23 protein-coding genes are annotated in these 18381 nt (G+C 66.9%); 10 read left to right on the forward strand and 13 right to left on the reverse strand.

Annotated elements, in window-relative coordinates; all coding sequences use genetic code 11:
* Positions 1-6: 6 nt before the first annotated feature.
* The 7 genes from SFU54_RS08725 to SFU54_RS08755 all read left to right on the forward strand — a co-directional run bounded on the left by SFU54_RS08725 (position 7) and on the right by SFU54_RS08755 (position 4761).
* Positions 7-327, forward strand: coding sequence for a rhodanese-like domain-containing protein (locus SFU54_RS08725; protein WP_319015893.1), 321 nt, complete (start codon positions 7-9; stop codon positions 325-327).
* Complete coding sequence (locus SFU54_RS08730; RefSeq protein WP_319015894.1) at positions 328-855, forward strand: sulfurtransferase; 528 nt, start codon at positions 328-330, stop codon at positions 853-855.
* Positions 856-879: 24 nt separating this feature from the next.
* The gene (locus SFU54_RS08735; protein ID WP_319015914.1) at positions 880-1929 is read left to right on the forward strand and encodes a biotin/lipoate A/B protein ligase family protein; all 1050 of its coding nucleotides are present in this window, start codon (positions 880-882) and stop codon (positions 1927-1929) included.
* Positions 1926-2966, forward strand: a complete 1041-nt coding sequence (locus SFU54_RS08740; protein WP_413466591.1) for a FecCD family ABC transporter permease — start codon at positions 1926-1928, stop codon at positions 2964-2966. Before SFU54_RS08735 ends, SFU54_RS08740 begins: the two co-directional genes overlap by 4 nt.
* Positions 2963-3745, forward strand: coding sequence for a heme ABC transporter ATP-binding protein (locus tag SFU54_RS08745; protein ID WP_319015896.1), 783 nt, complete (start codon positions 2963-2965; stop codon positions 3743-3745). Before SFU54_RS08740 ends, SFU54_RS08745 begins: the two co-directional genes overlap by 4 nt.
* 34 nt (positions 3746-3779) lie before the next feature.
* Positions 3780-4082, forward strand: a complete 303-nt coding sequence (locus tag SFU54_RS08750) for a hypothetical protein (RefSeq protein ID WP_319015897.1) — start codon at positions 3780-3782, stop codon at positions 4080-4082.
* A gap of 67 nt (positions 4083-4149) precedes the next feature.
* Positions 4150-4761 carry a hypothetical protein gene (locus tag SFU54_RS08755; RefSeq protein WP_319015898.1) on the forward strand — a complete coding sequence of 204 codons (612 nt, stop codon included), beginning with the start codon at positions 4150-4152 and terminating at the stop codon, positions 4759-4761.
* On the opposite strand, the gene SFU54_RS08760 is transcribed toward SFU54_RS08755, so the two are convergent.
* The 7 genes from SFU54_RS08760 to SFU54_RS08790 form a co-directional block, all read right to left on the reverse strand.
* Entirely contained in the window at positions 4748-5032 is a 285-nt protein-coding gene (locus tag SFU54_RS08760) for a GNAT family N-acetyltransferase (RefSeq protein ID WP_319015899.1), read from the reverse strand. The two genes, SFU54_RS08755 and SFU54_RS08760, sit on opposite strands and share 14 nt — an antisense overlap.
* 9 nt (positions 5033-5041) lie before the next feature.
* A complete protein-coding gene (locus SFU54_RS08765) occupies positions 5042-5317 on the reverse strand; it encodes a YkvA family protein (RefSeq protein ID WP_319015900.1) in 276 nt (91 codons plus the stop codon).
* 22 nt (positions 5318-5339) lie between these two features.
* A complete protein-coding gene (locus SFU54_RS08770) occupies positions 5340-6365 on the reverse strand; it encodes a LacI family DNA-binding transcriptional regulator (RefSeq protein ID WP_319015901.1) in 1026 nt (341 codons plus the stop codon).
* A gap of 9 nt (positions 6366-6374) precedes the next feature.
* A complete protein-coding gene (locus SFU54_RS08775) occupies positions 6375-7832 on the reverse strand; it encodes a GH1 family beta-glucosidase (RefSeq protein WP_319015902.1) in 1458 nt (485 codons plus the stop codon).
* Entirely contained in the window at positions 7829-8704 is an 876-nt protein-coding gene (locus SFU54_RS08780; RefSeq protein ID WP_319015903.1) for a carbohydrate ABC transporter permease, read from the reverse strand. Before SFU54_RS08780 ends, SFU54_RS08775 begins: the two co-directional genes overlap by 4 nt.
* Positions 8701-9663: a sugar ABC transporter permease gene (locus SFU54_RS08785; protein ID WP_319015904.1), complete on the reverse strand. Its 963-nt coding sequence runs from the start codon at positions 9661-9663 to the stop codon at positions 8701-8703. Before SFU54_RS08785 ends, SFU54_RS08780 begins: the two co-directional genes overlap by 4 nt.
* A gap of 100 nt (positions 9664-9763) precedes the next feature.
* Positions 9764-11038 carry an ABC transporter substrate-binding protein gene (locus SFU54_RS08790; RefSeq protein ID WP_319015905.1) on the reverse strand — a complete coding sequence of 425 codons (1275 nt, stop codon included), beginning with the start codon at positions 11036-11038 and terminating at the stop codon, positions 9764-9766.
* A gap of 226 nt (positions 11039-11264) precedes the next feature.
* Between SFU54_RS08790 and SFU54_RS08795 the strand changes: the two genes are divergently transcribed.
* The gene (locus tag SFU54_RS08795) at positions 11265-12032 is read left to right on the forward strand and encodes a M15 family metallopeptidase (RefSeq protein ID WP_319015906.1); all 768 of its coding nucleotides are present in this window, start codon (positions 11265-11267) and stop codon (positions 12030-12032) included.
* A 46-nt stretch (positions 12033-12078) separates the two neighbouring features.
* Positions 12079-12528 carry an SRPBCC family protein gene (locus SFU54_RS08800; RefSeq protein WP_319015907.1) on the forward strand — a complete coding sequence of 150 codons (450 nt, stop codon included), beginning with the start codon at positions 12079-12081 and terminating at the stop codon, positions 12526-12528.
* On the opposite strand, the gene SFU54_RS08805 is transcribed toward SFU54_RS08800, so the two are convergent.
* Both SFU54_RS08805 and pgm read right to left on the reverse strand, forming a co-directional pair.
* Positions 12529-13722 (reverse strand): MalY/PatB family protein, encoded by a 1194-nt coding sequence (locus tag SFU54_RS08805; protein ID WP_319015908.1) that lies wholly within the window; start codon positions 13720-13722, stop codon positions 12529-12531. It lies immediately after the preceding gene.
* Positions 13706-15319, reverse strand: a complete 1614-nt coding sequence (pgm, locus tag SFU54_RS08810) for a phosphoglucomutase (alpha-D-glucose-1,6-bisphosphate-dependent) (protein WP_319015915.1) — start codon at positions 15317-15319, stop codon at positions 13706-13708. Before pgm ends, SFU54_RS08805 begins: the two co-directional genes overlap by 17 nt.
* A gap of 61 nt (positions 15320-15380) precedes the next feature.
* Between pgm and pheA the strand changes: the two genes are divergently transcribed.
* Positions 15381-16337, forward strand: a complete 957-nt coding sequence (gene pheA / locus SFU54_RS08815) for a prephenate dehydratase (RefSeq protein WP_319015909.1) — start codon at positions 15381-15383, stop codon at positions 16335-16337.
* A gap of 5 nt (positions 16338-16342) precedes the next feature.
* On the opposite strand, the gene SFU54_RS08820 is transcribed toward pheA, so the two are convergent.
* From SFU54_RS08820 to SFU54_RS08835, 4 genes are all read right to left on the reverse strand, one after another.
* Positions 16343-17170: a hypothetical protein gene (locus SFU54_RS08820; RefSeq protein ID WP_319015910.1), complete on the reverse strand. Its 828-nt coding sequence runs from the start codon at positions 17168-17170 to the stop codon at positions 16343-16345.
* Complete coding sequence (locus SFU54_RS08825) at positions 17167-17676, reverse strand: RNA polymerase sigma factor (RefSeq protein WP_319015911.1); 510 nt, start codon at positions 17674-17676, stop codon at positions 17167-17169. The genes SFU54_RS08820 and SFU54_RS08825 overlap by 4 nt, the downstream gene beginning before the upstream one ends.
* 21 nt (positions 17677-17697) lie before the next feature.
* Positions 17698-17985: a hypothetical protein gene (locus SFU54_RS08830; protein WP_319015912.1), complete on the reverse strand. Its 288-nt coding sequence runs from the start codon at positions 17983-17985 to the stop codon at positions 17698-17700.
* A 92-nt stretch (positions 17986-18077) separates the two neighbouring features.
* The coding region (locus SFU54_RS08835; protein ID WP_413466592.1) for a diacylglycerol/lipid kinase family protein at positions 18078-18381 on the reverse strand (304 nt) is incomplete at its 5' end.

The raw sequence follows: 18381 nt of genomic DNA on the forward strand, positions 1-18381 counted from the left end.
GTGGCCATGATCGCCCCCTTCGTCGATTCCACGGCGCTCGATCGTCTCGTCGACGACGCAGCCCAGCGCGCCGTCGTGGTCGACACGCGTTGGTACCTCGATGGCCGGTCGGGCGCGGAGGCCTTCGCCGCCGGTCACATTCCCGGGGCCGTGTTCGTTGAGCTCGATCGCTGGCTCGCCGGGCCACCGTCGGCAGCCGCCGGACGACACCCCTTGCCCGATCCCGAGGTGTTCGCCGCCGGCATGAGCGCGGCAGGCATCGGTGACACGTCGATCGTCGTGGCGTACGACGACGCCGGGGGAGTGATTGCCTCGCGCTTGGTGTGAATGCTCCGCACCCTCGGGCTCGAGGCCGCCGTGCTCGATGGCGGCATCGACGCGTGGCGGCGGGCACACCCGGATGCCGAGCTCGAGCGAGGTGCGCGCGACGTGCGCCCCGCATCCTTCACCGCGCGATCGTGGCCGGATGCCGCGCTCGCCTCGATCGACGAAACTCAGCGCGCCGCGGCCGACGGCTCGGCGCTCGTGCTCGATGCCCGCACAATCGACCGCTACCGCGGCGAGACCGAGCCCGTGGATGCCCGCGCGGGGCACATTCCCGGTGCCCAGAGCCTCTCGTGCCGCGACAACGTGGCCGCCGACGGAACCCTGCTCGACGTCGACACTCTGCGCGACCGCCTGACGGCGCTCGGGGCCGCCGATTTGCCAGTGATCAGCTACTGCGGCTCGGGAGTCACCGCGTGCCATACCCTGCTCGCCCTCGAGCACGCCGGCCTCGCCCCCGGCCGCCTCTACGCCGGATCGTGGTCGCAGTACGCGGCCGACCCCGCACGGCCCCTCGCCACCGACGAATAGGCTGGGGCTATGCCCGCTGACACGCTGCACGGAGAATTCAAGGTTCCCGGCGGCAAGCTCGTCGTCGTCGACCTCGACGTGACCGACGGTCGCATCAGCGCGTTCCGCTTGGCCGGAGACTTCTTCGTCGAACCCGACGAGACCATCCCCGCGATCGAGGCCGCCGTGCTCGGGCTTGCCGCCGATACCGATGCCGCCACTCTCACGGTCGCGGTTCGGGATGCCCTTCCGCCCGGCGCCGTACTGCTCGGTTTCAGCCCCGAGGCCGTGGCCACGACCGTGCGTCGCGCGCTCTCGAGCGCCACGACCTTCGCGGATTACGAGTGGCAGTTGCTCCGCGGGCCCGCGCTGGCTCCCCTGCAGCAGATGGCCATGGATCAAGTGCTCGCCGAAGAGGTTGGCGACGGACGCCGTGGCCCGACCCTGCGCATCTGGGAGTGGTCGAGCCCCGCGGTCGTGATCGGCTCGTTCCAGAGTGTGCGCAATGAGGTCGACCTCGAGAACGCGCAGAAGTACGGCTTCGAGGTGGTGCGCCGCATTTCGGGGGGTGGCGCGATGTTCATCGAGCCAGCATCCGCGATCACGTATTCGCTCTATGCGCCCACGGCTCTCGTGCAGGGCATGAGCTTCGCCGACTCGTACGCCTTTCTCGACGAGTGGGTCATCACGGCTCTCAAGGGGCTGGGCATCGAGGCCTCGTACCAACCGCTCAACGACATCACGAGCCCGAGCGGCAAGATCGGCGGGGCCGCGCAGAAACGCCTCGGCTCGGGTGCCGTGCTGCACCACGTGACGATGGCCTATGACATGGATGGGGATCGCATGGTCGAGGTGCTGCGTATCGGCCGCGAGAAGCTCAGCGACAAGGGCATTGCGAGCGCCAATAAGCGCGTCGACCCGCTCAAATCGCAAACGGGCCTCGCGCGTGACGAGATCATCGACCGACTCGTGGCGACGTTCCGCGCCCAGAACGGGCTCACCGAGAGCGTCATTACTGAAGCCGAACTCGAGCGCGCCAATCGCCTCGTGGCCGAGAAGTTCTCCACGCACGAGTGGTTGTATCGAGTGCCGTGAGTCCGCGCATCCGGGCGCTCGCCCTCATCCTCTTGCTCGCCGGCGTGCTCGTCGGCGGCATCGTGCTGTCGGCCATCACGGGGCAACTGCCGATCACGCCCACCGAAGTGGCGGGGTCGCTGCTGCGCGCGATCGGTATCGATACGGCGTGGGCGCCGACCGACCCGATCGTTGAGTCGACGCTGTGGGTCGTGCGGTTTCCGCGAATCGTCATGGGGCTTGCGGTCGGCGCGGCGCTCGCCGTGGCCGGCGCCGTCATGCAAGCAGTCTTCGGTAACCCGTTGGCCGAGCCCGGCGTCGTGGGTGTCTCGTCGGGAGCCGCACTGGGCGCGTCGGCCGCCATTGCGCTCGGTGTCTCCGTTCTCGGGGGCCCGGGCGTGGCCCTCTTCGCGTTCATCGGTGGCTTGCTGGCGACGCTGCTCGTCTATGCCGTCGCGCGCGCGGGTGGGCGCACCGAGGTCGTGACGCTGCTGCTCACGGGAATCGCGGTCAACGCCATTGCGCAAGCGGGCATCGCGTTCGTGCTCTTCGCCGCCGACACCGCAAGCCGCGAGCAGATCGTCTTCTGGCAGCTGGGGTCGCTCGGTGGGTCGCGCTGGGATCAGGTGGCGCTCGTCGCCGTGGTCGCCGCGGTGGGCATCGCGCTGGCGCTCGTGCTCGCGCGACGCTATGACCTGCTCGCGCTCGGCGAGCGCAATGCCCGCCATCTCGGCGTTGACGTCGAGCGACTCAGGCTCGTCTCGATTGTGCTTGTCGCGCTGCTGACCGGAGCCGCCGTGGCCTTCACGGGCATCATCGCGTTCGTCGGCCTCGTCGTTCCGCACCTCATTCGCATGATCATCGGCCCTGCTCACCGCGGCCTCATTCTCGCGAGTGCCGTTGGGGGTGGTGCCCTGCTCGTGGTCGCTGACTTGCTCACGCGCACCCTGATCGCCGGAGCGGAGCTGCCCATCGGCATGCTCACCTCGCTTGTGGGTGGCCCGTTCTTCTTCTGGTTGCTCTACCGCCAACGTCGTCGCAGCGGGGGGTGGGCATGAGCACATCGTCAGTCATGATCGCCGCGCGCGCCGTGCGGGTGAGCCGCGATGATCGTGAGATTCTCGCAGCCGTCGACCTCGAGGTGCGCAGTGGTGAGGTGCTCGCCCTCGTCGGGCCCAACGGCGCTGGCAAGTCGACGCTGCTCTCGGTGTTGAGCGGAGACCTGCGGCCCACTGAGGGCACAGTCGACCTCATGGGTCGTGCCGTGCACAGCTATCGACCGCTCGAGCTCGCGCGTCGCCGGGCGGTGCTCTCGCAAGCGAACACCGTGAGTTTTCCGTTTCGCGTCATCGAGATCGTGCAGATGGGGCGCAGCCCGTGGATGCGCAGCGCCGAGCTCGCCGACGACCAACGTGCCGTCACCGAGGCCATCGAGGCCACCGACATCACGCACCTCTTGGGCCGTCGCTTCACGAGCCTCAGTGGCGGCGAGCAGGCGCGCGTGTCGCTCGCTCGCGTGCTTGCTCAGACCACACCCATCGTGTTCCTCGACGAGCCGACGGCGGCCCTCGACTTGCGCCACCAAGAAGACGTCATGCGCCTTGCGCGTCGCTTGGCCGCCGACGGCCGCGCGGTAGTGGTCGTGGTGCACGACCTCTCGCTCGCTGGGGCATACGCCGATCGCATCGCCCTGCTTGACCACGGCCGGCTTGACGCCGTCGGCACCCCGCACGAGGTCATGACGGCCGACCGTGTCGGGCGGGTCTATGGGCTCGATGTGCAGATTCACCGCCTGGGAGCATCCGACCGCCCGATCGTTCTTCCGCTGCGCGACTGACCGTGCGGCAGGGCTCGGCGGCTAGGCTCGCACCGTGATCGCGTGGTGGGGTTGGTTGCTCATCGTGACCGCGGCAATCGTGCTGGGCGCGATCGCCCAGCGTCTCGGCTACATCGACCTGCGCGGCAACGGCCGTCGTGGCGGATCGACCGCGGGCCTCGTGGGGTCGCTCGACGAAGTCTTCGCGCCCACGCGCCACGAAGCGCAGCTCGAGCGCGACCGCCAGACCTCGTTGCCCGCGCCCGCGCCGATCCCCGGAGACGGCCATGCGGGCATGCTGTCGGCAGACGCCGATCCGGATGCCCCCGACCGCTACCGAGGGACCATTCGCCTGTAGTTCGGGCGCCCATCACGATCAGGAAACAAGCGCACCGACCAATGTGATCGTCTGCAAGAGTCCTCTCATGGACCTCTTCAACGAGCCCGTCGATGTCGTCAGCACGGCCACGGCTCGCAGCCGTGGCGCGCAGGCAATCGTTGTCGTGATCTCTCTCGTGGCCATCGTGGTCATCCCGCTTCTCGTCATTTGGGCGCTCTCCATGGCCGTGTGGGGTGGCGTGTTCCTTCTGTTCTCGGCGAAATCAGCGGAAGGCTTCACGATCACGTCGGTGAGTTGTAGGTCACAGTCGGGGTCGAACAGCGCCCTGCTCGAGGTTCAGCTGTCCGCGCTCGACAAAGAAACCTACGTGGGCGTTGAGCCCGTCGAGAGCGAAGCTATGTCGATAGCCGCCGTCACCTCATTCGAGGGCGAGTCGATCGCGTCGCTGAGTCGCGAAGAACGACGGTCGCTCACCGCACTACTTGCAGCGAATGGTTCCAGCGCGGTTGTGGGGTTCGAGCCAACAGTTCTTGTGGTTGAACTCACCCGCACCGCTCCACGCGACGGAATACAACTATCTGAAGTGACTCTCGAGTGGGCGTGGGGAGAACTCGCCTACTTTCAGCGCATACCGCTGCACTTCCAATGGACCGACGACGGGTGCCGGGCGACCCTGGACGTGCCTAGCGCGTCGTGAGGTCGGCGTATTCGGGATGCCGGCGCATCCACATGACGACGAAACCGCAGAACGGCTGAACTCGGTCGGTCGTCGAGACCCTCAGGTCGTCGAGAATCGCGCGCACAACCTCGCCGCCTACTCCCTTGTTGCGCATGAGGGGCGGAACCTCGGCGTGCAACAGCCGCATGGTCGAGCCCACGCGGTCGTACACGATCCAACCCTGCAGCTCATCGCCGTCATAGGCGGCATAGCGATCGGCGTCGGGTTCGTGAATGACCGTGAGGCTCATGGTCGAACCCTACTCCGGCAGTTTCTGCTCCCACCGCGGCTGCTCGGCGGCGGGTTGCGCAGCGGGCGGCTGTTCGCCAGCAGGCGGTGTGGTGCCCGGCGCGGGCTTGCTGCCCGACAAGAGCTTCCAGATTGCGACGCCCGCGCCGACCCACACCGCGAGATCGTCGGCGAGGCCGAGGGGGCCGGTGAGCAACTCAGGAATGATGTCGATCGGCGATGCGCCGTAGGCGAGCGCCCCGAGCGCAACGAGCACTGCCGACAGAATGGCGCGACCGCGAGTCATGGCACCAGGGTAGCCGCCGAGCTTAGGCGCTGGCGCGAACGACGATCTCGGTCGGCATGATGTGGCGGCGCGGCAAGGTCTCGCCGTCGAGCAAACCGAGCAAGATGCGGGCCATGCGCTCGCCTTGCTCGACCGAGGGCTGGCGCACCGTCGTGAGGGGAATCTCGCTCGCGAGCGCTGCGGGCGAATCATCGAAGCCCATGACCGCAACCTGCTCAGGCACGGCGATTCCTCGCTCGCGCAGCACCGAAACGGCACCCATGGCCATGAGGTCGCTCGCCACGAAGATCGCGTCGAGGCCGGGGTGGGCATCGAGCAGCTCGCGGGCCGCATGCACTCCACCGGCGAGGGAGAAGTCACCGTGCACGATCGCGTCAGACGCGAGCCCCGCATCCGTCATCGCAGTGCGCCAGCCCGCCAACCGGTCGATGCCAGCGGGCATGTCATCGGGCCCCGCAATCGTGCCGATTCGGCGCCGACCCTGATCGATGAGGTACTGGGTTCCGGCCGCGGCCGCGAGAGCGTTGTCGACGTCGACGAAATAGCTCGTCGTGGCCTGCGGGTCGAGGGGCCGACCGCCGAAAACGACGGGGATGCTCGTGCCCAGTTGCGCAAGAACGTGGTCGCCCGTGTGATGTGACACCACAAGGGCTCCGTCGGCGTTGCCGCCCTGCAGATAAGCCAGGGTCTTGTCGAACGAGCCGCTCGAGCTCGCGAGGTGCAGATTGAGCACGTAGCCCGTCTCGTCAAGCACGGTCGAGATGCCTTGCACGATGGCCGCAAAGTACGGGTCGCCGAAGAAGCGCGAGGTGTCTTCGGGAATCACGAGGGCAATGGCCATCGAGCGCCGGTTGGCAAGCGACCGGGCCGCGCGGTTGGGGGTGTAGTGAAGCGCTTCGATCGCTGCGGTCACCGCCGCAACCGTGTCGTCGCTCACGCGCGGTGAGCCATTGACCACGCGCGAGACCGTCGCTCGCGACACTCCCGCGCGCTCGGCGACCATCTCGAGCGTGGGGGCGACGCGCCCGCTCGAACTTTCGGCCGTCATGGCTGAATCCTAGCCAGCGTGCCGCGGCACGCTGCGCGACGCGATCATCGATTGATACAGCCGCCCGCTCGATTTCACCGTTCGCTCTTGTGACTCATAGTCGACACGCACGAGCCCGAATCGCTTGTCGTAGCCCCAGGCCCACTCGAAGTTGTCCATGAGCGACCAGTAGAAATAGCCCTTGACGTTCACTCCGGCGTCGATTGCGTCGAGAATCGCGTCGACGTGCAGCCGCAAAAACTCCGCGCGGTCGCGGTCGTCAACCGAGCCGTCAGGCCCGACGACGTCGGTGTAGGCCGCGCCGTTTTCCGTCACATAGAGAGTGACCCCGGCCTCGCGCGTGTACTCCTCGTCAATGCGCACGAGCAACCGTGTCAGGCCGTCGGGCTGAACTTCCCAGTTCATGACCGTGGTCGGCAGGCCGCGCGGGTGCGTGTGCACGCCGTCGCCCGCCGGAAACGGCGAGAGCTTGACGCGCTCAGACGGCGCGGCGTTATTCAGCGGCGCATCGACCGGCGGCAGCACGCTGACCGCTTGGCCGTTGTAGTAGTTGATGCCGAGGGCGTCGATGGGAGTCGCGATCGCGGCGAGGTCGCCGTCGAGCACTGGCAGGTGCAGCCCGCGCGCATCCAGATCAGCAATGAGATCGGCCGGGTACTCGCCACGGAAGATCGGGTCGAGAAAGAGCCGGTTGTGCTGCGCGTCGATGCGGCGAGCAGCGTCGACATCCCCTGCGCTCGTCGGGTCGACGGGGTCAGCCACGGTCATGTTGAGGGTGATGCCGAGGCTCAAGTCGGGTCCGAGTTCGCGCAGTCGTTGCGTCGCGAGGCCGTGCCCGAGCAACAGGTGGTGTGCGGCATCAAGCGACGCTTGGGGGTTTTGGATGCCCGGCGCGTGCTCCCCGCTCAAATAACCCAAGAAGGCCGAGCACCAGGGCTCGTTCAAGGTCGTCCAGTTGACGATGCGGTCGCCCAGCGCGCTGTGCACGTCGGCCGCATAGTCGGCGAACCGCAGGGCGGTGTCGCGCGCAGGCCAGCCACCCGTTTCTTCGAGCGCCTGCGGAAGATCCCAGTGGTAGAGCGTGAGCCAGGGAGTGATGCCCGCTCCGAGCAGCTCATCGACGAGTCGGCTGTAGAAGTCGAGGCCCGCGGCGTTGGCGGTGCGCCCATCGGGCTGCACGCGCGCCCACGAGGTACTGAAGCGATAGACCTGCACGCCAAGGTCGCTCATGAGCGCGACGTCGTCGCGGTAGCGGTCGTAGTGCTCGCACGCGCGGTCCCCGTTGTCGCCGCCCACGACGGCACCGGGAACGCGGCAGAAGGCATCCCAAATCGAGTCGGCTCGGCCATCGCGGTGCGTTGCGCCTTCGATTTGGTAGGCCGCGGTCGCGACTCCCAGCCGAAAGTCCGACGGAATCGGGCGCGATGAGGTGTGCGTCGAGAGCGACGCAGACGTCTGGGCGGTCATCCCTTGACAGCTCCTTGCATGATGCCGCTCACGAGGTGGCGGCCGGTGACGATGAACAGAATGAGCAGCGGAATCGTGCTCAAGATGACACCCGCCATGACGACCGAGTAGTCAACGAAGTAGTTGCTCTGCAGCAACGAGAGAGCAACGGGCAGCGTGGGGTTCTGGCGGTCGAGCACGATGAACGGCCAGAAGAAGTTGGTCCACGTGGCGATGAAGGTGAAGAGCGCGAGCATGGCGGCCGCAGGTCGGGCCGCCGGCAAGGCGACCGACCAGAAGGTGCGAATCATGCTGGCACCATCAACGCGCGCTGCTTCGATGAGCTCATAGGGCAGCGCCTGGGCGAGGTACTGCGTCATCCAGAACACACCGAAGGCACTCACCATCGCGGGCAAGATCACGGCCCACAGGGTGCCCGCGAGTTGCAGTTGGCTCATCGCGATGAACAGCGGCACGACGCCGAGTTGGGTCGGCACCGCCATCGTCGCGATCACGAAGATCAGCAGGCCGTCGCGGCCGCGAAAGCGTAGCTTGGCGAAGGTGTATCCCGCGAGCGTCGAGAACAAGACGACGGATGCCGCCACAACACTCGAGACGATAATCGAGTTGCCGATCGCGCGCCAGAAGTTGACGCTGTCGCTCTCGAGCACGGCGGCCGCGTTGGGGAGGAAGTTGCCCCCCGGCCACCACACGATGTCTTGCTGATTGATGGTGGATGCATCACCCGAGCCGATGAGAAACGACCAGTAGATCGGAAACATCGAGCCGAGCATGACCGCGGTGAGGAAGCCGTAGGCCATCCAGCCGGGGCGTTGCCCGTTGGCGAGCCCGCGGCGACGGGGGCGGCGTTCGAGAAGTCCGGTGCCGGTCATGATGCCTTCGCAATCGATCGAGTGATGGCCACGTTGATCAAGCTGACCAGCACGATGATGAGGAACAAGAGCCACGCCACAGCAGCCGCGCGACCGAAGTTCAGCTGGCCCCAGCCGAGGTTGTAGAGGTAGATCGTGATGGTCATCCACTGGTTGTTGGCGCCGCCCTGGCCGTATTGGTCGTAGAGACGCGGCTCGTCAAAGATCTGCAAGCCACCAATCGTCGACGTGACGATCACGAAGATGAGCGTGGGCCGCAGCTGGGGGATCGTGATCGAGAAGAACTGCCGCACGATGCCGGCTCCATCGATCATCGAGGCCTCGTAGTAGTCACGCGGAATGGCCTGCATAGCGGCGAGCAAGATGAGGGCGGTGTAGCCCGTCCAGCGGAAGTTGACCATCGTGGCGATCGCGATGTGACTCGCCACAACATCGGAGTGCCAGCCGATCGGGTCGAGCCCGATGTTGCCGAGCAGATTGTTGATGAGCCCGTACTGGTCACCGAACATGTTGCTGAAGATGAGGGTGACGGCAACGGGGGCTACCACGTAGGGCAGCAAGACGCCCATGCGCCAAAAGGTCTTTGCCCGCAGGTTGCGGTCGAGCACGGCGGCGATCAGCAGGGCGAAGGCAACCTGCGGCACGGCCGAGATCAAGAAGATCGAGAAGGTGTTGCGCAGGGCGATCCAGAACGGCGGCTGCGAGAGCACGAAGGCAAAGTTGTCGAAGCCCACGAAGTCGCCTTGGCCGCCGATGAGGTTCCACTCGTGCACCGAGACCCACGCCGTGTAGACGAGCGGGAACAAGCCGGTGATGGCGAAGAGGATGAAGAACGGCGAGATGTAGAGATAGGGCGAGATCTTGACGTCCCACCGCGACAGCGTCTGCGAGAAAGCGATGCGGCGAACCGATCGTTCTTTCTGCGGCTGCGTGGGCGGCCAGGCGGCGGTCTTCGACATGGTGGTTCTCCTGTGAACGACGGTGGTCATCAAGGGGGTGGTGTGGCCGGGGCCGCTCGCCATGGAGGAGGAGAGCGGCCCCGGGTGGTGCAGGATGTGGCTAGCCGAGCGCCGCGACGTCAGCGACGAACTGATCCCACGACTCTTGGATGCTCTGCGAGCCATCCACGTCGACGCGGGTCAGCGCCTTCTGCAGTGCGTCGTTGATCGGGAAGTACTTGACGCTCTTGAACGGCGCGACCTCGATGGCCTGCGAACGCTCGATGAGAATCTGGCCGACCGGCGCGTTGTTGAAGTACTCGTTGGTGGCGCTCGTGAGCTCCTCCGACTCGTAGGCCTCAACCTGGCTCGGGAAGGTGCCCGCTGCGGCGAACGCCGACAGCTGCTGCTCCGGAGCGGTCAACCAGGCGGCGAGCTTCGTCGCAGCCTCGATGTTCTCGCCCTGGGCGGGAACGGTCAGGTACGAACCGCCCCAGTTTCCGCCGCCACCGGGGAAGACGTTGGCAACGTCCCAGCCGGTCACGTCTGGAGCGTTGCCCGAGATGACGCCGAGCATCCAGCCGGGGCAGAGCATCGTCGCGAACGCGCCGTTCGAGAGACCCGCGAACCAGTCGTCACTCCACTGGCCGAGGTGGGCCGAGAGGGTGCTGCTGGCGGTGAGCACGTCGGTGAAGATCTGCTCGACCTCGGGGTTCTCCGTGGCGATGACGGTTCCGTCAGCCTCTTCGTAGGCGAACTCAACCTGGTTGATCATGCCCTGGTAGGTGGCTCCGGCCGAGTCGAACCAGGCAGCGCCGGTCGCGTCGACGTACTCCTGGCCGACCTCGAAGTAGGTGTCCCAGTCGCCCTCGAGCAACGCAGCAACCTCTTCGCGGTCGGTGGGCAGGCCAGCCGCAGCGAACAGGTCAGAGCGGTAGCAGACGGCCTCGGGGCCGATGTCGGTGCCGTAGGCGACCAAGCGGCCGTTCGCATCCGTCGCCGCAGCGGTCTTCCAGTCGACCCAGCGGTCAGCCAGTTCGGGGTCGCTCAGGTCGGCGAGCTTGTCGCTGTACTGCATCATCTCGGCGAACCAGTCGACCTCGACAGCCTCGATGTCGGCGAGGCCGCTGCCGGCGCCGAGCTTCGTGAAGAAGTTGTCGCGGGCTTCGTTCGAGGTTGCCGCGCGGTTGTGCACGATCGTGACGCCGGGGTTCTCGGCTTCGTACTGCGCGAACAACTCGTCGGTGTAGCCGAAGTCGTTGAACGTGGCGACCGTGAGGGTGATGTCACCCCCGGCCTCGGGCGTCTCGGTCGAGCTGCAGCCCGAGGCGAGAAGGGCGAATGCTGCGGCGCCCGCGATGGCGGCTGCCGCAGTGCTGCGTCGTGAAAGATTCACGGTCACTCCTTTGTGTGCGTGGGTGTGGTGTGGATGAGAGCGCTCTCATGTGGTGGTTGTGAGAGCGCTCTCACATTGAGTCGAACACTACGCACGTTGCACCAGCAATGTCAACGACTGTTCCAGAAAAACATGAAATGGCTGGTCAGCACCCATGTCTTGCACGACACGAGTGGGCGCGAATGGGCGTCGCTCGACGTCGACGGCGGCCCAGTAGGCTCGCTCTGTGACTCGTGCTGCTCTCTCTGGTGTCGTTCTCGGCATGACCGTAACCCTTGTCTTGGGTGGCTGCGCGGTCGAGCGTGAGCCCCTTGTTCTTGACCCTACGCCGACGGCGACGGCGACCCCGACGCCCACGCCGACCCCCACTCCGACGCCGACCTTCGACACGGCGCAGTACTCGATCGACGACCCCACCAGCATCTGGGTCGTCGTCAACAAAATGCGGCCGCTCAACCCCACGACCTATGTGCCAGGTGACCTCGTGCAAGCGAACATTCCGGCGACTCAAGACATGCTCATGCGCGCCGAAACGGCCGCCGCTGCCGAAGCGATGTTCGCCGCGGCGCTCAGCGAGGCGGGCCTGACATTGCGCCTCGAAAGCGCCTACCGCAGCTTCGACAGCCAGACGCGCATCTACAACGGCTTCGTCAATAGCCTCGGTCAGGCCGGCGCCGACCTCACGAGCGCGCGCCCCGGGCACAGCGAACACCAGACGGGCTTCGCGATTGACATTGGGGCATCGCCGGCCTCGTGCTCGCTCGACCAGTGCTTCGCCGACACGGCGCACGGGCAGTGGCTCGCCGCGAACGCTTACCGGTTCGGCTTCACGCTGCGCTACCAAAACGGCAAGACCGCGACTACGGGTTATGAGTTTGAGCCGTGGCACTATCGCTACGTTGGCCTCGATCTCGCCGCCGAACTGCATGCGCAAGGCAACCCGACCCTTGAAGAGTTCTTCGGGCTGCCTCCTGCCCCGACCTACGCCGGCTGACATTCGCTTCTTGTCGCGCGTCACCCGACCGCGCTAGCGTGCGGCCATGGAATACACGCGCAGCACGACCGTTGCCGCACCGCTCGAGAAGGTCGCGGCGCTGTACGTCGACACGTCGACGTGGCCCGAGTGGCAGCCAGAGCTGCTGAGTGTCGAGGTGCTCGAGGGTGCGCCCCCGGCCACGGGAGGTCGCTCGCGGCTGACCTATCGACGTGGGCGCGGCACGATCGTGATGACCGAGACCGTCTCGCTGAGCGAGCTGCCGGGCACCTGGAACGCGGTCTACGAAGCGTCGGGCATCCACAACATCTGCGACACCCGCTTCGTTGCCGTGGATGCCCACACGACGCGCATCGAGCAGCACAACGTGTGGCGCCTCACCGGGATGATGCGCCTCGTCGGGGTGCTCTTTCGCAGCTCGTTCCCGAAAGAGACCGAAAAGTCGCTGTGGATCTTCACGGACTTCGTCGAGCAGCGGCTCGGCTCGACCGACTAGTTAGCCCCGCGCGGCCGCGACAAGGCGGTCGACGATCTGCTCGACGATCGGCCGCGGGGTCGCCAGGATGACCCGAATGTGTCCGGCACCCACGACGCCGCACGCCTGCCCGTTAGTGACGGCAAGGTCGGCGCGCTCGCGCAGCGTCACCGCGGGGTCGTCTCCGAGTCCGAGGCGAGACACATCGAGCCAGGCGATGTAGGTGCCCTCGGGCATGCGGTAGCCAACCTCGGGCAGGCGCTCAGCGAGCAGCTCGCCGAGCAGTCGACGGTTGGCGTCGTAGTAGGCGATCGTCGCGTCGAGCCACTCGCGGCCCTCGCGATAGGCCGCCGTGTTCGCGATGACGCCGAGCGTGCTGGCCCCGTGGCTCGCGCCGGGGCCGAGCGCTTGCCAGGTTCGCTCGTCGGCGTCGTTCGTCGTGATGAGCTGGGCCGCCTTCGTGCCCGGCAGGTTCCAGGCCTTCGAGGCACTCGTCGTGGTGATGCTGTGGGCGGATGCTGCCGCGTTCACACTCGCATACGGAACATGCCGCGCGGCCCCGAACACGATCGGCGCATGCACCTCGTCGGCGAAGACCCGCGCGCCATGCCGGTCGACGACCTCGGAGAGTGCCTCGAGCTCCGCACGCTCAAACACGCGCCCGCCCGGGTTGAGGGGATTGCACAGCACAACGAGCCCGGCCCCCGCCGCGAGCTCGCGCTCGATCGCCTCGAGATCGAGCGTCTCGCGACCCCCGTCGAGCACCATGGGCACTTCGACGACGGCTCGGCCGTGCCGCGCGGGCGCCGTCAAGAACGGCATATACGCGGGGGTCGGCACGATGACGGCCGACCCTGGCCGCGAGTAGTGAGCGATAGCGGCATCGAGCCCGGCGATGACGTCACCCACGGGGTGCACGCGACCCGCTGAGATGCGCCAATCGAAGCGGTCGAGCATCCACTCGGCCGTGGCCTTTCCCATCTCTGTGCCGACGGCGCGCGGCAGATAGCCGACCATGCCGCGGTCGATGGCGTCGTGTAATGCCCGGGTGACTGCCGGGGCGGTGCCGAGATCACTTTCGGCGACGAAGGCGCCGATCGTGTTCGGAAAGAGGGTCCACTTGATGCCACCCGCCGCGCGCAACTGCTCGGCCGTGAGGGCATCCCACGCGGCGAAGAGCGCCGCGCGATCAACAGTCTCAGCCGAGGGCGCCATCCACGATCTCCTTCGCCTCGGCCTGCACGAGCCGCAAGTGCTCCTCGTCCACGAACGATTCGGCGTAGATCTTGTAGACGTTTTCGGTGCCGCTTGGGCGCGCGGCGAACCATGCACGATCGGTGACGACCTTGACGCCGCCAACCGCCGCACCGTTGCCGGGCGCCTCGCTCAGGCGAGCCGTGATGGTGTCGCCCGCGAGCTCGGTCGCCGTGATGGCCGCTCCGTTGAGCTTGCTGAGCGCCGCCTTCTGTTCGGGGCTGGCCGCAGCATCCACCCGCTCATAGACGGGGGCACCGAAGCGCTCGGTGAGATCGCCATAGAGCGCCGAGGGCGAGCGGCCGGTGACGGCAGTGATTTCGGATGCCAGCAAGGCCAACAAGATTCCGTCTTTATCGGTGGTCCACGCGCTGCCATCGCGGCGAACGAAACTCGCGCCCGCACTCTCTTCTCCGCCGAACGCGACGGAACCGTCGATGAGTCCGGGCACGAACCACTTGAAGCCCACGGGAACTTCCCACAGCCGTCGCCCGAGACCCGCAGCGACGTGGTCGATCATCGTCGACGACACGAGGGTCTTGCCGATCGCGGCGTCGGGGCGCCAGTCGGGGCGGTGCGTGTAGAGATACTCGATGGCCACGGCGAGGTAGTGGTTGGGGTTCATGAGCCCCGCGTCGGGGGTGACGATTCCGTGGCGGTCGGCGTCGGCGTCATTGCCCGTCAGCAGGTCGAAGTCGTTGCGCCGTGCGACAACGCTCGCCATCGCGCTCGGGCTCGACGGATCCATGCGAATCTTCTCGTCCCAGTCGAGGGTCATGAACCCCCACTGCGGGTCGACGCTCGGGTTGACCACCGTGAGGTCGAGGCCATAGTGCTCGGCGATGAGGGCCCAGTAATTGACGCTCGCGCCACCGAGAGGGTCGGCGCCGATGCGCAATCCACTGCCGCGCACCGCATCGAGATCGAGAATGTTCGCGAGATCGGCGACATAGTGCAGGCGGTAGTCGTAGGGCTCGGTGAGCAGGGTGGTCTGTCGGCGCACCTCGCGGTTGCCCTCGGCGATGAGTGCGTTGGCGCGGTTGGCGATCCAGGTGGTCGCATCAGAGTCGGCCGGCCCGCCGTGCGGGGGGTTGTACTTGAAGCCGCCGTCGCGCGGGGGGTTGTGGCTCGGCGTGATGACGATTCCATCGGCTTTCGCTGTCGCGTCGCGGTTGTAGCGAATGATCGCGTGGCTCAGCGCGGGGGTCGGCACGAAGTCGTCGTTTGCGTCAATCAGCGCCGTCACGCTGTTGGCCGCGAGAACTTCGAGCGCCGTCTGCATCGCGGGAGCGCTCAGCGCGTGGGTGTCGGCGCCGACGAAGACCGGCCCCGTGGTGCCCTGGCTCGCGCGGTATTCGACGATCGCCTGCGTGATGGCGGCAATGTGGGTGTCGGTGAACGCGCCATCGAGGCTCGAACCACGGTGGCCGCTCGTGCCGAACACGACCCGCTGTGCCGGGTCGTCGAGATCGGGCACGCGATCGGCATAGGCCGCGAGCAGTGCGGAGAGATCAACGAGGTCAGCGGGCAAGGCGGGTGTTCCGGCGCGGCTCATGATGCCATCCAACCACCGTCGCCGACGAAGGGGAGGGTGGATGCGCGGCAATAGACTGCCGAGCATGAATCAGCCGCCCGCCACCGCGCCGACCTACAGCTACCTGGGTCCGGCCGGAACGTTTACGTGGCAGGCGCTCGGGCAAGTACCCGAGGCCGTCGGCGCCGAGTGGCGCAGCGTGAGCAACGTGGGCGAAGCCCTCGACGATGTCGTCTCGGGCCGGAGCGTGGGCGCCATGATCGCCGTCGAAAACTCGGTCGAGGGCGGAGTGAGTGCCACGCAAGATGCGCTCGCGACGATCCCGGGTCTGCGCATCATTGGTGAATACCTGGTCGCCGTGAACTTCGTGCTCGTGGCGCGGCCGGGGGTGACCCTCGATGATGTGCGCGTTGTTGCCGCGCATCCCGTTGCCTATGCCCAGTGCCGCGGCTGGCTCGAGCGCACGCTGCCGACCCACGGGCACATTCCGGCCGCATCGAACGTTGCCGCCGCCACCTCGTTGCTCGAGCCGGGCTCGCCCGCTCAGGCCGCTGTCGCCCCTCCCGGCATCACCGAGCACCACGACCTTGTTGTGCTCGGCGACCTCATCGGTGACAACCCGCACGCGGTCACGCGCTTCGTGCTCGTGAGCCGCAGCCTCGAGCTGCCGGCGCGCACGGGTGCCGACAAGACGAGCGTCATCGCCGAGCTACCTGACGACGCTCCGGGTCGCTTGCTCGAGATGCTCGAGCAGTTCGCGACGCGCGGCGTCAACATGAGCCTCATCGAGTCGCGGCCCATCGGCGATGCCCTCGGCCGCTACCGCTTCGTCATCGACCTCGACGGGCACGTGCACGACGAGCGCGTCGCCGATGCCCTGCTGGGCCTTCGTCGGTTCAGCCCCAGTGTCATCTTCTTGGGGTCGTACCCGCGGGCGGATGCGCGCCAGATCGAGGTCGTCTCGCAGTACGGCGACGACGTCTTCACCGACGCCCGTGATTGGCTGCGCGCGATCCTCAACGGCGAGCCCGACACGCGCTAGTTGCGTCAGCCCACGGGGGTTTCGGCGAGCACCTGCCCCGCTGCGTCGAGCTGGCGCACGAGAGCACCGGTCGTGCTTGGCCACCAGATCGCATACCGCGAGTCGATGATCGATGCGCGTGCGGTCGGCAAACCATCGATGACCACCTCGACCGAGGTCGCTCCCTCGACGAGAGTGCCGGTGAGGGTCGACGAACCCGCCTGGCCCGCAATTGTGGTGCCCGACGCCAGGCTCACTCCGGCTGAGCCGGGTGTCGCCGGCCCAACCTCGCTCGAGAGCGACGTCACCGAGGTGGCACCATCAAGCGACACGACGCAGAACACCGAGGTCGAGAGTGCGCCAATGTCGCCGGTGGAGAACACCGCGAAGCCGCCGTCACCCCGCACGTCGATCGCCACGAGGTCAGGAAGTTCGGTCGGCGGCGCGAGCATGCCGTCGGTCGACGTGGGCGCCGTGCCGAGACTCTCAACGGTCGGTGTCTCCGTTGCGGTCGCCGAGCCTGACTGTTCGAGCGATCCAGGGTTGAGGGCGGCGGCGCAGGCGCTCGACACGTCGCCAATGAGCTCGTCGGTCACGGGCGAGGGGTCGGCGGCCCACGCGGCGTCGGCCGGCGATCCCACCGTCAGTGACACCGCGAGGGCACCCGCCGACACGGCAGCGATGGCCGCGATCGCCCCGGCACGCAGGCGACGGATGCGGCGCTGCGCCAGATCGTCGGCCACAGCATCCGTCGCCGGAGTCGGCCGCGTGTGCCGCAGAGGCTGCAGCTGCGCGCGAAGGGCACTGCTCAACCGAGCGACGTCGTCGTCGGTCAGGTCGTCGGAATCGGTCATGATGCTGCCTCCGTGGCGGTGGACTGGTCGTCAAGGTGAATGCGCAGCGCGGTGAGCGCGCGTTTGAGGTGGGTGCCCACGGTTCCCGCGGCGATGCCCAGTTCGATTGCTGTCTGTTCGGTCGACAGGTCGAGGAGCACGCGGTGAACGATGACGGCACGCTGCTGCTCGGGCAACGCCCGAAGGGCGGCGAGCAGGGCGGGGTCGACGAGCGACTCGCGGTCGTGATGTTCGTCGGGCACGAGAAACAGGTGGCGCCGCGGATTCCCCTCGCGACGCCAGCGGTCGCGGTGCAGGTTGAGCGCCGTGCGCACGACCCACGCGGCCGGAGACGGGTGCTCGCGCACCTCGGGCCACCGCTCCCACGCTCGAGCGAAGCCTTCAGACGTGAGGTCGTCTGCTTCGTCGAGGGGGGAGACGGTGGCACACAGGGCCCGAAAACACGCATCTTTCTGAGTCGCAAAGAACCGCTCGAACTCTGAGCGTGAGCGATCGTGCGTTCTCATGATGGTGATGGTGGTCAGGCGTTACTCGTCGAACGAGCCTTCGAGCACCGACTCGCCGGCGGGCATGTCGTCAACCGAGACGTCGCCCGAGTATTCGAGCTCTCCCAGTTCGGTCTGCAGCTCGGACTCGGGAATCGGGTTGCCCTCGAGGTCGAAGGCTCCCCCCGAACCGACAGCCGGCCCGAAGGGCAGCTCGACGCCGGCCTGTGCCATGCCGACACCGATGCCGCCGAGCGTGAGCGCGACAACGCCCGTCGTGATGCCGGCCGCGATGATGCCACGGCGGCGGGTGCGAGGCTGAGTGGTCATGATGGGTCCTGTTCTCTTCGTGATCAGAGGCGCTTGCCCCTCACTGTGATCTACGGCGAACTGCCCGATTTCATGCACACGATGCGTGTCGACTAATCGCGCGGCACGCGCACGATGAGCGAGGCGGGCGCCACGCGCACATCGAGCCGGGTCACAAGGCCCATTTCTTCGCCGTCGATCTCGAACTCTTCTGGCCGATCGAACGCAAGGGTCATGTGCCGGCCCTGAAAGTAGCGCAGGGCGCGCACGCTCTTGTCGGCGGCGAGAATGCGCTGACCGATCTTGCTCTTTTGCAGCACGCCGTTTTCCCAGACCACGGCGTAGCTCACGCGCATCCACCCCCACAGGTTCTTGGGGCGCATCGCAACAACGTCGAGAAGTCCGTCGTCGATCTGT

This window comes from Microcella sp. (genome assembly GCF_033763155.1).
GTDB lineage: Bacteria > Actinomycetota > Actinomycetes > Actinomycetales > Microbacteriaceae > Microcella.

Excerpts from the sequence above, each read along its gene's own strand:
- SFU54_RS08770 (WP_319015901.1), bottom strand. The coding sequence starts at position 6,365 with ATGACGGCCGAAAGTTCGAGCGGGCGCGTCGCCCCCACGCTCGAGATG.
- SFU54_RS08775 (WP_319015902.1), bottom strand. The coding sequence starts at position 7,832 with ATGACCGCCCAGACGTCTGCGTCGCTCTCGACGCACACCTCATCGCGC.
- SFU54_RS08805 (WP_319015908.1), bottom strand. The coding sequence starts at position 13,722 with ATGGCGCCCTCGGCTGAGACTGTTGATCGCGCGGCGCTCTTCGCCGCG.
- SFU54_RS08730 (WP_319015894.1), top strand. The coding sequence starts at position 328 with ATGCTCCGCACCCTCGGGCTCGAGGCCGCCGTGCTCGATGGCGGCATC.
- SFU54_RS08825 (WP_319015911.1), bottom strand. The coding sequence starts at position 17,676 with ATGAGAACGCACGATCGCTCACGCTCAGAGTTCGAGCGGTTCTTTGCG.
- SFU54_RS08755 (WP_319015898.1), top strand. The coding sequence starts at position 4,150 with ATGGACCTCTTCAACGAGCCCGTCGATGTCGTCAGCACGGCCACGGCT.
- SFU54_RS08765 (WP_319015900.1), bottom strand. The coding sequence starts at position 5,317 with ATGACTCGCGGTCGCGCCATTCTGTCGGCAGTGCTCGTTGCGCTCGGG.
- SFU54_RS08820 (WP_319015910.1), bottom strand. The coding sequence starts at position 17,170 with ATGACCGATTCCGACGACCTGACCGACGACGACGTCGCTCGGTTGAGC.
- SFU54_RS08780 (WP_319015903.1), bottom strand. The coding sequence starts at position 8,704 with ATGACCGGCACCGGACTTCTCGAACGCCGCCCCCGTCGCCGCGGGCTC.
- SFU54_RS08745 (WP_319015896.1), top strand. The coding sequence starts at position 2,963 with ATGAGCACATCGTCAGTCATGATCGCCGCGCGCGCCGTGCGGGTGAGC.
- SFU54_RS08725 (WP_319015893.1), top strand. The coding sequence starts at position 7 with ATGATCGCCCCCTTCGTCGATTCCACGGCGCTCGATCGTCTCGTCGAC.
- SFU54_RS08785 (WP_319015904.1), bottom strand. The coding sequence starts at position 9,663 with ATGTCGAAGACCGCCGCCTGGCCGCCCACGCAGCCGCAGAAAGAACGA.
- SFU54_RS08800 (WP_319015907.1), top strand. The coding sequence starts at position 12,079 with ATGGAATACACGCGCAGCACGACCGTTGCCGCACCGCTCGAGAAGGTC.
- SFU54_RS08760 (WP_319015899.1), bottom strand. The coding sequence starts at position 5,032 with ATGAGCCTCACGGTCATTCACGAACCCGACGCCGATCGCTATGCCGCC.
- pheA (WP_319015909.1), top strand. The coding sequence starts at position 15,381 with ATGAATCAGCCGCCCGCCACCGCGCCGACCTACAGCTACCTGGGTCCG.
- SFU54_RS08830 (WP_319015912.1), bottom strand. The coding sequence starts at position 17,985 with ATGACCACTCAGCCTCGCACCCGCCGCCGTGGCATCATCGCGGCCGGC.